Consider the following 13,533-nt stretch of genomic DNA (forward strand, 5'->3'; position numbering starts at 1 on the left):
GATCTCGTTGCCGTCGATGGCCTTAAAGCCGGTGTCGACGCCGGTCAGCGCCCCGCCGGTGCTGTTGCTGAAGATCAAAGTCGTGTCGGCCGTGCTGACGATATTCGTGTCCTCGGAGATGCCGATCGCCGTGGTCGTGCCATTGGCGCCGCTCGTCGACGTATCCGGGTAGATGCCCAGTGTCTTGAGCTCGGCGCCGAGCGAGGATGAGGTGGGAATGCTGCTCTGAAAGGCGGATAGCAGGACGTTGTCGTCGGGATTGGCGGCGTCGTCGGTGTCCGCGGCAAGAGTTGTCAGTCCTAGGTTTTCGTCCTCAATGACGTTGCCGTTGATGGTAAGTGACATGGTGTGCCTCCCTGCTCAGCGGCTGATGCGCCGGAGCGTTCCTGTAGTCTTTGATTTCCGATGATCACTGAACCCATCCGAGCGGATGGGGCGCGGCTGCGAATTCCAGCGCGGTGCCGAGAGTTAGGAGATATTGCAGCGCGGTGTTGCTGGAAGAGCTGATGTCATCGTCCGCAAGACCGGTGTCCGTAAGGCCGATGGTTTCGTCGACGATGATGTCTTGAGTTGTGATGTCGAGTGCCATGGAGGTTTCTCCCCGGTTCAAACGCATCGAGAAAAGGGGTTAACCCCCAAGTGCCGGACGCCCCTACCCGAGTGCATCCGCTGGCGCGTTAAACTGCAGCCTTTAATCCCTCAATGTGCCGCCGACGCGGAGGACGCGTCCATTTGCGCTTCGATAGTATTAGGGTGGATGCCCGTAGTTGATCGAACGATATATATCCTTCGATAGATCACGCCGGCGCGGGCGGAGGCGCTGTTGTCGCGGCCATTGGCATCAGGCGGCTTTCCGGCCCGTTGCGGGCATCATATCGATGCCAAGCTTAAGAGAGTGATGATCAGAGCAGGCCGCTTCGGCCTATTCCTGGATGCTCGTCGTCTTCGCCATGCGCTACCCAGGCCAATTCCGCCCGGCCGCCGAGGTGCAGCTTCTCGTAGACGTGATGCAGGTGCATCTTCACCGTGCCTTCGGATAGATGCAGCCGCTGCGCGATGGTCTTGTTGCGCAATCCGCGCGAGACGAGATCGGCGATCTCGGTCTCCCGTCCGGTCAGCCTGGATTTCGGCTGGGGCTGCGATCGAGGCATCAGCAGTTGCTGGACGATCTTGTTGTCGATCCACTTCTTGCCCGCCGCCACCGCATTCACGCATTCGGCGAGATAGCGGTGGCTGATGCCGTCGAGCAGCAGACCGTCGCCGTCGAGCGCCTGTATTTCCTTGACGTCGAGCCTGCCGTTCGGCTGCACAATGAAGATGACGCCGAGACTGTCGTTGCAGGCTCTCAGCCGGGAGGAAAGGCCGATTGCCTGCGGATCGGCAATGTCCAGCCCGACGATGACGATATCGGGCCGATGGCGCGCCACATAAGGGAGAACGTCTACAGGGCGGCGGCACTGGGCGACAACATCGTGTCCAGCCTTGCGCAGCACCCAATCCAGACCGGCGAGATACACCCCCCGCGGGTCCGCAACAACAAGAGTTGACATGCGAACCGTCCGTAAAAAACGCAACGAACTTGTCTAAAAATCCGTAAAATCAGGAAACCAGAGCTTAGGTAGTTTGTCAAGAAACAGCTAATATACATCTTGCTATGATAGCAAGCCCATGCTGTTGAGGTTGCCAACACGGACGCGTGGCAGGGCGGCAGATCGGAATCGTCGTCGCGGCGTCCGGCATGAGCATCGTTCGATGCATCAGGATCTTTTCGGGGACCTTCCGATGCTCGGACTGCGGGCCGCGATCTTAGGCAACGGCCCAGCGCCTGGGGTTGCTAGGGGGACTGGCAGCGGAAGGCCGCTGGGCCTGACCGACAGGGGCCTTGAGGACGGGCGGCGCCGGCTGGCGAGAACATGCACTCCAAATGACATCAGCGAAACATGCGAATGAAGGAAGTCAAAGCCGGCTGAAGGCTGTGTGACATGTCACCGGCGAGGAAGTCGAGTTTATCCGATGGAATTCCACGCGGCCGGTATAGCCTCATACGGCCGGGTAGCCCAACAGGCTTAATTGCAAACTTGCTAATATTCGGACAGACTCATTGGAGCGGGGAGGAACCCGAAAACTCACCGCAATGGCCGGTGCGGCGTTCGTCGCGCCCCAAAGCCCAGCCGCACCGGCCATTCTCCGACGGTAGACCTACAGCCGATCGAAATCGGTTGTGTGCGTCAAGTTCTGCAAAAAGGGGCGGCCATGTTGCTGGTCATGCGGCTTGGCGCAGAACGAGCTTCTTGTGCTCGCGCAGGTCGTCCATGTTGATGTAGCGGTTGAACTCCTTCACGTATTCGATGACGGTGCTCTCGTTGAGAGAGGGCTTGCCGTTCCACCCGCCGCCGCCAATCTCGAACGCGCTTCAAGCCATTCGCGAGCGACGGTCTCGAACGCGTCCGGCCCGCCGCTAGTTGCTTCAGCCTGGTGCAACGCAGGGTCTTTCCCCGCCTTGAGCAGTTTCTTGTTGGCGTCCTGTAGCCCTCGCACCATCGCGAGAGTCACGTCGGGATACTCGCCCATGGAGAGCAACTTCTGCTTCCCTTCGAAGCGATAATTCATGCGCCAATATTTCCCGCCAGCCGGCGTCACCACAAGAAAGAGGCCGCCACCATCTGTGAGCTTGAGCAACGTACCGTCAGCTTCGGCTTGGCGTTACGGCACTGGACATCGGTCAGGGGCATGAATGGAACCTACTCGACTGTGGACTCGTCGACTGGCCAAAATACCCACAAATGAATCCACATCAAGGGATGCATTGGGACGTATCGGGACACATGCCCAACACGCCCCATTGATTTCATTGTATTTTTTGACCTGAAAAAGAGGACTGGTAGCGGGAGAGGGACTTGAACCCCCGACCCCAGGATTATGATTCCCGTGCTCTAACCAACTGAGCTACCCCGCCAGGGCGGCGAAAGGCCCGAAACCCGCCTCAAATCGAAAGGCATTTCGAGGCGTTCGCCAAGGTGGCGCGGATATAAGGTTGGGAGGGCGAGCCTGTCAAGCTTCGAAGCATTCGATATCGCCGCATATTCTCATTGCCGAAAAAAGCTTTGCCGCGTGGAGATTTGGTTGCAACCGCCGGGGTTGAGTTCGAAGGGGCACGTCGCTATGTCTCGGCCACGAGTTTTTAGAGTTTGAAACAGATGAAGCCGCGCATTGCAGTCCTCGGTTGCGGATACTGGGGCAGCAACCATATCCGCACCCTCAAGGCGCTTGGCGCGCTGCACGCGGTTTCCGACGCCAACCGGGCGCGTGCCGAAGGCTTTGCCAGCGAACAGGATTGCCTGGCGATCGAGCCGGACCAGTTGTTCGGCCGGGACGACATCGACGCGATCGTCATGGCCTTGCCGCCGCAATACCATGCCGACCTCTCCGTGCGCGCCGTCGAGAGCGGCAAGGACGTGCTGGTGGAAAAGCCGATCGCACTGACGGTGCCGGATGCCGAGCGCTCGGTGCAGGCGGCCAAGGACAAGGCCCGTGTCTTCATGGTCGGCCATGTCCTGCGTTTTCATCCCGCCTTCGAGACGCTGAAGGGGCTGATCGACAATGGCGAACTTGGCGAGGTCCGCTACATCCACTCGCACCGGCTTGGCCTTGGCAAGTTCCATACCGAGAACGATGCGCTGTGGGACCTGGCGCCGCACGATCTGTCGATGATCCTGGCCATCACCGGTACCGAGCCGATCGAAGTGCGCGGCGAGGGTGCGGCACTCCTCGACAATCTCAGCGACTTCGCGCATCTGCACATGCGCTTTCCCAACGGCCTGCGCAGCCATCTTTTCACGTCGCGGCTCAATCCTTATCGCGAAAGGCGGCTGACCGTGGTCGGCACCAAGGCGATGGCGGTGTTCGACGATGTCGAGCCGTGGGAGCGCAAGCTTGCCGTCTACCGCCACGCGGTCTGGCAGGACAGCGGCCAATGGGCCTTCACCACCAACGAGCCGTCCTATGTCGCGGTCGCGCAGGGCATGCCGCTGACGCGCGAGCTCGAGCATTTCATCCACTGCATCGAGACGCGGGCCGAGCCGCGCACCAGCGGCGAGGAAGCAATCAGGGTGCTGCGCATCCTGACGGCGGGCACGGTCACCCACACCAAGTCGAAAGACTGAAAAAAGCGCGACCCGTCTATTCGGCGGGAATTTGCGCCGGCCTTGCTGCAAGCTTCGTCAGCATGGCCTCGGCCTCGGCGCCGCGATCGGAGCGCTCGATGAAGCCGCCGCCGAAGACGCGCGCTTCGTTGCCGTCGTCGGAATAGAGCACGCAGGCCTGCCCGGGCGCGATACCGGACTCGCCGTCGGCCAGTTCGACCGACGTCACGCCCGCGATGTGGCGCAGCACCGCCGGACGCGGCGGCCTTGTCGAGCGCACCTTGGCGAACAGTTCGAGGCCGCCTTCGGGAATATCACCGAGCGGCCCGTCGCCAAGCCAGTTGATGTTGCGCAGATAGATCTTGTGCGTCTCCAACGCCTCGCGCGGGCCGACGACGACGCGGGCCCGTTCGGCATCGAGATGGACGACGTAGAGCGGCTCGCCCGACGCGATGCCGATGCCGCGGCGCTGGCCGATCGTGTAGCGCAATATGCCCTCGTGGCGGCCGAGCACGCGGCCGTCGATATGGACGATGTCGCCCGGATTGGCGGCGGCTGGCTTCAGCTTGGCGATGATGTCTGAATATTTGCCTTGCGGCACGAAGCAGATGTCCTGGCTGTCCTGCTTGGCGGCCACCGTCAGCCCCATCTCCTCGGCAATGGCGCGAACCTGCGGCTTCGACAGGCCGCCCAGGGGAAAGCGCAGATAGTCGATCTGCGCCTGCGTGGTGGCGAACAGGAAATAGCTCTGGTCGCGATCGGCATCGACCGGCCGGTAGAGCGCGCGGTGGGCGCCATTGGCGCCGGAGCGAATGTAGTGGCCGGTGGCGAGCGCATCGGCGCCCAGTTCCTTGGCGGTGGCCAGCAGATCGGCGAACTTCACAGTCTGGTTGCAGGAGACGCAAGGGATCGGGGTCTCGCCGGCGACATAGCTCTCGGCGAAGGGGTCGATGACCGCCTTGCGGAAGCGCTCCTCATAATCGAGCACATAGTGGGGAATGCCCAGCGTCTCGGAAACTCGGCGGGCATCGTCAATGTCCTGTCCCGCGCAGCATGAACCGGCCCGGTGCGTGGCCGCGCCGTGATCGTAAAGCTGCAGGGTGACGCCGACGACATCATAACCTTCGCGTTTCAACAGGCCGGCGACCACGGACGAATCCACGCCGCCCGACATGGCGACGACAATGCGGGTGTTTTCGGGACGTCCGGGAAGGTCGAGACTGTTCATGATGCTTTCATTCTGCGCGGCGTCTGAATGCCAATGTCGAGAATATAGGTCAAGCTTTCCGCCGGCGCCAGCTTGCAAGGCGATCGACCGATTGCGCGTGATCCGCGATCGGCCGGATTTTTTCCAACCAATTCAAGGCTTCCAGCCGGATATTTCAAATGCCTGCGAAAACACTAACGCGGCGTTCACGATCCTTACCTAGTCATTAGGGTCTGCTTAGGCAATTTTTAAAGCTGTGGCGGTAACGTGGCGGGGATTGGGTCTTTGAGTTTTTTGTAGAGAGTACGATGACCGATCTGGTTAGACCTAGAGTTAAGTATGTTATCGGGCCTGACGGCAGCCCTCTCACGATTGCCGATCTGCCGCCGACCAACACGCGTCGCTGGGTTATCCGGCGCAAGGCGGAAGTGGTCGCGGCGGTGCGCGGTGGGCTTTTGAGCCTCGAAGAGGCATGCCAGCGCTACAAGCTGACCACCGAGGAATTCCTGTCCTGGCAGGCGTCGATCGACGAATATGGCCTTGCCGGGCTGCGCACCACGCGCATCCAGCAATACCGGCACTAGGGCCGGGCTGAAGAACCAAAAGGGCGCGGCATTCCGCGCCCTTTTGCTTTTAGGTCGTGTCTTTGCCGGTCAGATCGCCAGCGCCACCTTGCCGATCGGCTTGGTGGCGAGGAAGGCGTGGGCAGCCCCGGCCTCTTCGAGCGGGAAGCTCTTCGCCACATGAACGGTGAGCTTGTTCGCGTCGATCAACCGGCCAAGCTCCACCAGGCCTTCGCGGTCAGGCACGACGGACATGCGCTCGACGCGGATGTCACGCGCGCTGGCCAGCGCCCTGGTGGTGTCGTTCAGGTTCAGCAAGGACACCAGCACGCCGCCGTTCCTGATGACCTTCAGCGAGCGTTCCGCATGGTCGCCGCCGATTGGGTCCAGCACCAGATCGATGTTGCCGATCCGGCCGGTAAAATCGCCTTGGGTGTAGTCGATGACCTCGTCGGCGCCGAGCTTGCGGACGAAGTCGAGCTTGTTGGGGCTGGCGGTGGCGATGACGTAAGCGCCGCGCGCCTTGGCGATCTGCACCGCCAGATGGCCGACACCGCCGGCCGCCGCATGCACCAGCACGCGCTGGCCCGATTTCAAGGCGCCATGGCGGACAAGGCCCTGCCAGGCAGTCAGGCCGGCCAGCGGCAACGCGCCTGCCTGGGTATGGTCCGCCGCCTTCGGCTTCAGCGCGACCTCGTCGGCCGGCACTGCCGCTAGCTCGGCGTAAGCCGCCGCCTGCTTGGGGAAGCGTGGCATGCCGAACACCTCGTCGCCGACCTTGAGGCCGGTGACGCCGGCGCCGAGCGCCTCGACGGTTCCCGAAATATCCCAGCCGAGGATGAAGGGCGGCTCTCCGAGAAGCTTATAGTGACCAGAGCGGACGGCGCCGTCGACCGGATTGATGCCGGCTGCCTTGACGCGGACCAGCACGTCGCCGGGCTTGGGCGAGGGATCGATTTGGTTGGCGATGACAAGAACTTCGGGGCCGCCGAAGGAATTCTGGATAACGGCACGCATGGTATCTCTCCTGCTTGGTTGGTGCCGCTATCATTTGGATAGTAATATTCCCTTGTCCAGTATGTACCTTTTTGATATATACGCACCTTATGGATAGTGATAACGACTCCCCCTTCGGCTATGATGCGTTCCGGCAGACGTGTCCTTCCCACACCGTGCTCGAGATGTTGGCCAGCAAATGGGTCTATCTGGTGGTTTGCGCACTGCGCAAAGGCCGGCTGCGCAATGGCGAGCTCGCCCGCAAGCTCGAAGGGATCACGCCCAAGATGCTGGCGCAGACATTGCGCGTGCTCGAGCGCGATGGCCTAGTGCGGCGTGAGATCTTTCCGGTCATTCCGCCGCGCGTCGAATATGAATTGACCGAGCTTGGCCAGAATCTGGGGGGACTGCTTACCCAGATCAGGGCATGGGCGGAGCAGCACGCGCCTGACATCAAGGATGCCCGTGCCAGGGCCATTGCCGTTAGTGAAGGGGATTGGGCCGCCTAGAGCGGGGATCTCGCTGCGAGGGGGTGGTTCGGGCCGATGGCCCGATAGGCTCCCCGCCCGCGCCGGTGCCGATCTTGCCGGTTCAGCCGATCATGGCGCTGCGGCCGCCGGTATCGGCTTCGCGGACCTTGGTGTCGCGCGATTCCAGCATTTCAGCCTTGGAAAGCTCCGCTTCAGCTTCGCCGAGTAATGATTCGGCAGTGCTTCGCTGTTGGGCGAGGTCGCTTTGCGAATTTCTAAGGTTGTCGCGGCGCAAGCGCGCCGCCTTGGCGAAGGTCGGATAGGCGAAATGATTGATGTCGGTGATGCCGGCTTTCTTTTCCTCGGCGGTGATCTGAAGCTCCAGTTCGACGGCCATGCGTTCGAACTCGGCGATCATCATGTCGAGCTGCAGCAGCTGGCGCCGCTTCTCATTCACTTGAAACTGTTTCAGTCGAACGAGGTTTTCACGTGACTTCATGATTCGGTACTCCCGGAAACGCACACCCGCACATATCGTCCAAACCACCTGGAAAGGCCCAGGCTTTGCCCGTGTCCACCGGCATCTCCCGAACTATGGGAAACAAAACCCTAAAGTTTTTTGCCGGCGGTAACCATTCGTTTACGGGCATTGTTAATCATACGGGTCAGGACTTAAGGCCGGGTAAAAATTCCGGCCGCCGAAGCGAAGGCGCGTCGATGAGTCCCTGGAGTCGCTTAGTCCAGGTTGTTAATGTGTTGCATTAGGAATTTGGGTATGAGATTCGTTATTAGATTCAAGAGGGTGTAGAAAGGGGTTAAAAAATCTGATACCGTCATGGACGGGAAATTAGGTTTTGTTAACCATTCAATGGCAGCCTCTGCACAAGGCAACCACTGCTCCGGGGCAGGACGGGTCGTGAAATGGTCCGGCAGCAGAAAAGGGGAATGAAATGCGTGTTCTGCTGATAGAAGATGACAGTGCAACCGCACAAAGCATCGAACTGATGCTGAAATCGGAAAGTTTCAATGTCTATACGACGGACCTCGGCGAAGAGGGTGTCGATCTGGGCAAGCTCTACGACTACGATATCATCCTTCTCGATCTCAACCTGCCCGACATGTCCGGCTACGAGGTCTTGAGAACGCTTCGCCTCTCCAAGGTAAAGACGCCGATCCTGATCCTTTCCGGCATGGCCGGCATCGAGGACAAGGTACGCGGCCTCGGTTTCGGCGCTGACGACTACATGACCAAGCCGTTCCACAAGGACGAGCTGGTTGCGCGCATCCATGCCATCGTGCGACGCTCCAAGGGCCACGCCCAGTCGGTCATCACCACCGGTGACCTGGTGGTCAACCTCGACGCCAAGACCGTCGAGGTCGGCGGCCAGCGCGTGCACCTCACCGGCAAGGAATACCAGATGCTGGAGTTGCTCTCGCTGCGCAAGGGCACCACGCTGACCAAGGAAATGTTCCTCAACCACCTCTATGGCGGCATGGACGAGCCGGAATTGAAGATCATCGACGTCTTCATCTGCAAGCTGCGCAAGAAGCTCGACGCCGCATCCGGTGGCCAGAACTACATCGAGACGGTCTGGGGCCGCGGCTACGTGCTGCGCGAACCCGAAGACATCCGCGTCAGCGCCTGAGCGGCGCCCGCCGCCCGAATCATTGCCATCATCGGCAAAAAACCCGGCTTCGGCCGGGTTTTTTGTGTCATGGATCAGCGATGAGAGGCCGCCGCCTCAAGCTGCGATTTTCAGGTTGCGAAAGCGCTCGATCAACTGCGGGCGATTGAACGGCTTCAGGAGATAGCCCTGGGCGCCGGCGCGCTTGGCCCGCATGATCGAGGCGATGTCGAGCTCGACCAGAGAGATCAGGATCTGCGGCCTTATCGGGCTTTCCATGGCGCGCACGCGGCGGATGAGGTCAATCGCCTGCACGTCCGGCAGGGCACCGTCGACGACGATGATGTCGGGCATGTCGGCGGCGCACATCTCCAGTGCATCAAGCCCGCTGGCTGCTTCGATGACCACCATGTCGGAACCGCCCAGGATGCGTTTTGCAACCTTCCTGATGACGCTTGAATCGTCGACGAACATGCAGCGTTTCATTTTCCGGGTCCTCTTTGCCTTGGGGCAATCCGGTCGTGCGGGGCATCTGACAAGCACCCTAGGCCGATCTGGTAAAGAACCCGAAAAGTCTTTAGGTAAAATTTTTGGAAAGATGACGCCGCAGCGCTTTTCTTCGCGAATGCTTCGCTGCCGCTGCGGATTGAGCAGTCACGGCAATATTACGCCGTTGAAATACTTTTCCTCCGGCAAAACCAGCCGGACGCTCAGGCTGCCGAAAGCACGATTTCTTCCGCCGTCGCATGGATCGATATCGTCATGCCGGCCTCGCGGGCCAGCAGCAGCGTGTAGTAGGGTTGCACCGAATGCGCATCGATCGGCTCTTCCGGCTTGTGACCGGAATGCAGTTCCAGGAATTTCGGCGGCACGCGCAGCATCGGGCCGCTTGCCGAAAGGGAAATGCGCGGCTCGGTCTCGAGATTCTCGAGGGTGACGACCAGCTTGCCGCCACGCGGAATGGCGGCGTTGGCGACCAGGATCAGGTTGAGCAGCAGCTTGACCTTGTTCTTGGGCAGCAGCGCACGCGCCCCGTTCCAGGTCAGTTCCGGCTTTTCGTTCTTGAGGAAGGCGATCGCCACCGCTTCGGCGTCGCCGGTGTCGATCAGCATGCCGGCGGAGCCTGCCGCGCCGAAGGCGATGCGGGCGAACTGCAACCGGGCCGAGGCGTTCTTGGCGCTCTGGCGGATGAGCCGCATGGCGTCCTCGTCGGCGCCGCCCTCGTCAAGCAGTTCAAGCCCGTTGTTGATCGCGCCGACCGGCGAGATGATGTCGTGGCAGACGCGGCTGCACAGAAGCGCCGCGAGGTCGGGCGCGGAAAGGGTGAACAGATCGGCCATCAGTGAAAATCCCTGCAAAATTCCACAATTCCTGGCCGAGCGATCGATCGTCGCGCCTGCCCATACGAATCACGCCTCAACCCGAGGCTTTCTGAATACACAGCACCTGTACGTACAGCAACAAATCCAAAATTGTCGTCCGGCAAATGGCGCGTTTGCGCAGGCTTTCAGCACCGCGCGACCCCAACAGCCAGCCTTCGAACCGCCATCTTCCTGTGGGAGTTAATGGTTGAAAAAGGATTACGGCATAGTTTGCCCCTAACAGTCATCCTTAACGGCCGCCTAAAGAGCCGGACCGGATGCGAGGCGTCGGCGAAAGTGCTCCATGACGGAGATTGGAAGCATGTTTTCCCGATTCTACGACCGGAGTTTCCTCCGTGTCATCTCAGGCCGGAAGTTTCTCCGTGTCTGCTCAATGGCGATCGCGCTCATGGGCGTCCTCGTCTTCTCGACTTCAGCCCTGCGGGCCCAGGAGTACACCGCTCAGGAGATTATCGATTCCGGTCACAAGTTCTTCGGCGCGACATCGGGTGGGCTCGCCACCGTCGTCGAGAAGATCTTCGCCTCCTATGGCCTGCCCAATGGCTATCTGCTCGGTGAGGAGGGGTCGGGCGCGCTGATCGGCGGCCTGACCTACGGCGAAGGCACGCTCTACACCAAGAATGCCGGCGACCACAAAGTGTTCTGGCAAGGCCCGTCGCTGGGCTGGGATTTCGGCGGCGAGGGATCCCGGGTGATGATGCTGGTCTACAATCTCGACGATGTCAGCAACCTCTACAACCGCTATGGCGGCGTCGCCGGGTCGGCCTATGTGGTGGCGGGCGTCGGCTTCAATGTGCTGAAGAACAACAATGTGCTCCTGGTGCCGATCCGCACCGGCGTCGGCGCCCGGCTCGGCGTCAATCTCGGCTATCTGAAACTGACCGAGCGGGCCACCTGGAATCCGTTCTAAAGTCCGACCGGTCATGACCGCAATGCCAAGTTTTCGATGGGAATTGTAGGCCTTTGACCCTGCACGCGCTGTGGCGGGCTCTTGCCGCAGCGCCGGATTTCCGCCATGCCAGTGTGATGCGGTCCAGTTCCGGCGGTTGCCGCCGATAGCGGGTAGTCCTTTGGTTCAGTCGGTTCTGTTCTTTGCCCTCGGCTTTCTCTGCGCCGGCTTTCTGGCGCTGATGGTGGCTCCGGCCGTCTGGCGCCGTGCCGTCGCGTTGACCCGCAGGCGCATCGAGGCCTCCATCCCGCTGACGCAGACCGAAATCCAGGCAGACAAGGACCGCATCCGGGCGGAATACGCCATGGCAACGCGCCGCCTCGAAATGAACGTCAAGGCGCTGCGCGAGAAAGCGGCCGAACAGTTGGTCGAGATCAATCGTGGCCACGAGGCGTTGAAGGGGTTGGCGATCGAACGCACGGATAAGAACAACGCGCTCGCCGAACTCGGAGCCAAGAACGAGGCGCTGCGGCAGCGCGAAGAGGAACTGCATCGGCTTTCGGAGCGGCTCAAGGAAACCGAACGCAAGCTGGAGAAGCGGGCGCTCGAGCTAGAGAAGCTGGAGCAGATGTATGACGATGCCAGTTTTTCCTCCTCCAGCCGGCAGATCGAGCTCGTGGCGCGGGAGTCCGAATTGCAGAAGCTAGCCAGCGATATCGCGCTGCTGCGCGGCCAGCGCAAGGAAGCGGACCGGCGCCAGCAGGAGATCGCGGCCGAAAGCAAGGCCGCGCGCGATGCGCTGAAGGCGGAGAAGAAAAGGGCGACCGAACTCGACCGGAAGGTCGAACGGCTGCTGGCGACGCTCGCCGATCGCGAGGACAAGCTCGAGCACCGCGAAAAGGAGCTGGCACGGCTGCGCGAAAAGGCGAAGGCCGAGGACGGCGGACCGGCCTTGCGGCTGGTCGGCAAGCCGGATGAAGCGGGCAGGCCTGACGAGGCCAAACGGCGCGATGATCTGGACCAGGCGATCGCCAAGCTCGACAGCGACCGCGAGCGGCTGGAGGTCAGGCTGACGGCACTGGCGCGCGAGAACAAGCGGCTCAAGGCGGAACTCGGCGCCGCGGCATCGTCGGGCACGGCGAATGCCAGTGCGGCTCTGCGCGAGCAGATGAACGAGCTGGCGGCTGAAGTCGTCCACTTGACGGCCAAGCTCGAGGGGCCTGATTCCCCGATCGCCAAGGCGCTGGCGGCACCACAGGACAGCCGATCCAACGGCGGCGATCGCAGCCTCGCCGACCGCGTGCGGGCCTTGCAGAAGGCGGACGCGAACTGAAACGGCGGTGCGCCGCCGTCGCCCTTGCTCTCAACGATGCGAGAAGTGATGCAGGGCAATGGCTGACGCGGCGGCGACATTCAGGCTGTCGAAGCCTTTCGACATGGTGATCCGCACGGTTTGCAGGCGCGCCAGCAGGCTTTCTGGCAGGCCTTCGCCCTCGGTTCCGAGATAGAGCGCCAGGCGTTCGGCCGGCCTCGCATCGCGTATGTCGGTTCGTCCACGCGGCGATAGGGCGAATTGTGCAAAATGCCGTTCGGCGAGCATCGCCGTAAAGTCTGATGTGTCGGTGAAGGATGCAAACGGGATCTTGAGCGCGGCACCGACGGAAACGCGGATCGCCTTACGGTACAGCGGGTCGCAGCATGTCGCATGCATCAGCACCGCATCGGCGCCGAAGGCGGCGGCGTTGCGGAAGATCGAGCCCATATTGTCGTGGTTGGCGATGCCGACGAGCACCACCACCAGGGCCTGGTCGGGCAAGGCGTCCAGCAACGGCCCAGCTGCTTGCGGCGCCTCCTTGCGGCCGATGGCCAGGATGCCGCGATGCATGTGGAACCCGGCGATCGCATCCATCACCGCGCTGGTGACGACGTAGACCGGCAGGTCCGCCGGCGCCTTGTGCAGGATGTCCTCCAGGCCGCCGAGCCGGTTTTCCAGGACAAGAATGGATTCGGCGCCGAAGCGGCCGGACGACAGAAGCAGATCGAGGACCACTTTGCCTTCGGCGACGAAACGGCCTTGTCGGCCTGCAAGATCGCGTTCGCGGATATTGAGATAGGCGGCGACGCGTGAATCCCGTGGGTCGTCGATGCGAATTGGGTCCATGTCCTGCGCTCAAACATCGAGAGCGTGGTTCGTGCGTTGGAGAGACGCACAAGCCACGCTCCGGAAATCGTCAGCGAGGTAAGCGGCCGCAGGAGCGT

At 61.4% G+C, this 13,533-nt stretch carries 16 protein-coding genes and 1 tRNA gene; 6 read left to right on the top strand and 11 right to left on the bottom strand.

From position 1 onward, the window contains the following. From FJ546_RS08455 to FJ546_RS08475, 5 genes are all read right to left on the bottom strand, one after another. Positions 1-345: hypothetical protein (locus tag FJ546_RS08455; RefSeq protein ID WP_140888925.1), on the bottom strand; the 345-nt coding region annotated here is incomplete at its 3' end. Positions 346-409: 64 nt separating this feature from the next. Further along, entirely contained in the window at positions 410-589 is a 180-nt protein-coding gene (locus FJ546_RS08460) for a hypothetical protein (protein ID WP_140888926.1), read from the bottom strand. A 313-nt stretch (positions 590-902) separates the two neighbouring features. Further along, on the bottom strand, positions 903-1,550 hold the full coding sequence (locus tag FJ546_RS08465; RefSeq protein WP_140888927.1) for a response regulator transcription factor: 648 nt from the start codon (positions 1,548-1,550) through the stop codon (positions 903-905). A gap of 787 nt (positions 1,551-2,337) precedes the next feature. Beyond that, on the bottom strand, positions 2,338-2,679 hold the full coding sequence (locus tag FJ546_RS08470; protein WP_140888928.1) for an Arm DNA-binding domain-containing protein: 342 nt from the start codon (positions 2,677-2,679) through the stop codon (positions 2,338-2,340). Positions 2,680-2,879: 200 nt separating this feature from the next. Beyond that, a tRNA-Met gene (locus FJ546_RS08475) sits at positions 2,880-2,956 on the bottom strand. A gap of 241 nt (positions 2,957-3,197) precedes the next feature. On the opposite strand from FJ546_RS08475, the gene FJ546_RS08480 reads away from it, so the two are divergent. Further along, positions 3,198-4,163, top strand: coding sequence for a Gfo/Idh/MocA family oxidoreductase (locus tag FJ546_RS08480; protein WP_140888929.1), 966 nt, complete (start codon positions 3,198-3,200; stop codon positions 4,161-4,163). Positions 4,164-4,179: 16 nt separating this feature from the next. Here FJ546_RS08480 and mnmA read toward each other — a convergent pair whose 3' ends face one another. Next, the gene (gene mnmA / locus FJ546_RS08485) at positions 4,180-5,370 is read right to left on the bottom strand and encodes a tRNA 2-thiouridine(34) synthase MnmA (protein ID WP_140888930.1); all 1,191 of its coding nucleotides are present in this window, start codon (positions 5,368-5,370) and stop codon (positions 4,180-4,182) included. 287 nt (positions 5,371-5,657) lie between these two features. Between mnmA and FJ546_RS08490 the strand changes: the two genes are divergently transcribed. Then, entirely contained in the window at positions 5,658-5,933 is a 276-nt protein-coding gene (locus FJ546_RS08490) for a DUF1153 domain-containing protein (protein WP_006203587.1), read from the top strand. Positions 5,934-6,002: 69 nt separating this feature from the next. Here the strand turns inward: FJ546_RS08490 and FJ546_RS08495 are convergent, their stop codons facing one another. Further along, the gene (locus tag FJ546_RS08495) at positions 6,003-6,929 is read right to left on the bottom strand and encodes an NADP-dependent oxidoreductase (protein WP_140888931.1); all 927 of its coding nucleotides are present in this window, start codon (positions 6,927-6,929) and stop codon (positions 6,003-6,005) included. Positions 6,930-7,018: 89 nt separating this feature from the next. Here FJ546_RS08495 and FJ546_RS08500 point away from each other — a divergent pair, with 89 nt between their 5' ends. Then, positions 7,019-7,417 (top strand): helix-turn-helix domain-containing protein, encoded by a 399-nt coding sequence (locus FJ546_RS08500; protein ID WP_140888932.1) that lies wholly within the window; start codon positions 7,019-7,021, stop codon positions 7,415-7,417. 82 nt (positions 7,418-7,499) lie between these two features. Here FJ546_RS08500 and FJ546_RS08505 read toward each other — a convergent pair whose 3' ends face one another. After that, entirely contained in the window at positions 7,500-7,877 is a 378-nt protein-coding gene (locus FJ546_RS08505; RefSeq protein ID WP_140888933.1) for a flagellar export protein FliJ, read from the bottom strand. Between the two features lie 451 nt (positions 7,878-8,328). On the opposite strand from FJ546_RS08505, the gene ctrA reads away from it, so the two are divergent. Then, the gene (gene ctrA / locus FJ546_RS08510) at positions 8,329-9,024 is read left to right on the top strand and encodes a cell cycle two-component system response regulator CtrA (protein ID WP_006203583.1); all 696 of its coding nucleotides are present in this window, start codon (positions 8,329-8,331) and stop codon (positions 9,022-9,024) included. 96 nt (positions 9,025-9,120) lie between these two features. Here the strand turns inward: ctrA and FJ546_RS08515 are convergent, their stop codons facing one another. After that, entirely contained in the window at positions 9,121-9,489 is a 369-nt protein-coding gene (locus FJ546_RS08515) for a response regulator (RefSeq protein ID WP_140888934.1), read from the bottom strand. A 224-nt stretch (positions 9,490-9,713) separates the two neighbouring features. Next, positions 9,714-10,343: a histidine phosphotransferase family protein gene (locus FJ546_RS08520; protein WP_019860754.1), complete on the bottom strand. Its 630-nt coding sequence runs from the start codon at positions 10,341-10,343 to the stop codon at positions 9,714-9,716. Between the two features lie 415 nt (positions 10,344-10,758). Between FJ546_RS08520 and FJ546_RS08525 the strand changes: the two genes are divergently transcribed. Further along, positions 10,759-11,295, top strand: a complete 537-nt coding sequence (locus tag FJ546_RS08525) for an EipA family protein (protein ID WP_246135674.1) — start codon at positions 10,759-10,761, stop codon at positions 11,293-11,295. Positions 11,296-11,455: 160 nt separating this feature from the next. After that, positions 11,456-12,607: a hypothetical protein gene (locus FJ546_RS08530; RefSeq protein WP_140888936.1), complete on the top strand. Its 1,152-nt coding sequence runs from the start codon at positions 11,456-11,458 to the stop codon at positions 12,605-12,607. Positions 12,608-12,637: 30 nt separating this feature from the next. Here FJ546_RS08530 and FJ546_RS08535 read toward each other — a convergent pair whose 3' ends face one another. Beyond that, a complete protein-coding gene (locus FJ546_RS08535; RefSeq protein WP_140888937.1) occupies positions 12,638-13,435 on the bottom strand; it encodes an RNA methyltransferase in 798 nt (265 codons plus the stop codon). Positions 13,436-13,533 lie beyond the last annotated feature (98 nt).

Origin of the sequence: Mesorhizobium sp. B2-4-19, assembly GCF_006441315.1 — a bacterium.
Classification (GTDB): Bacteria; Pseudomonadota; Alphaproteobacteria; order Rhizobiales; family Rhizobiaceae; genus Mesorhizobium.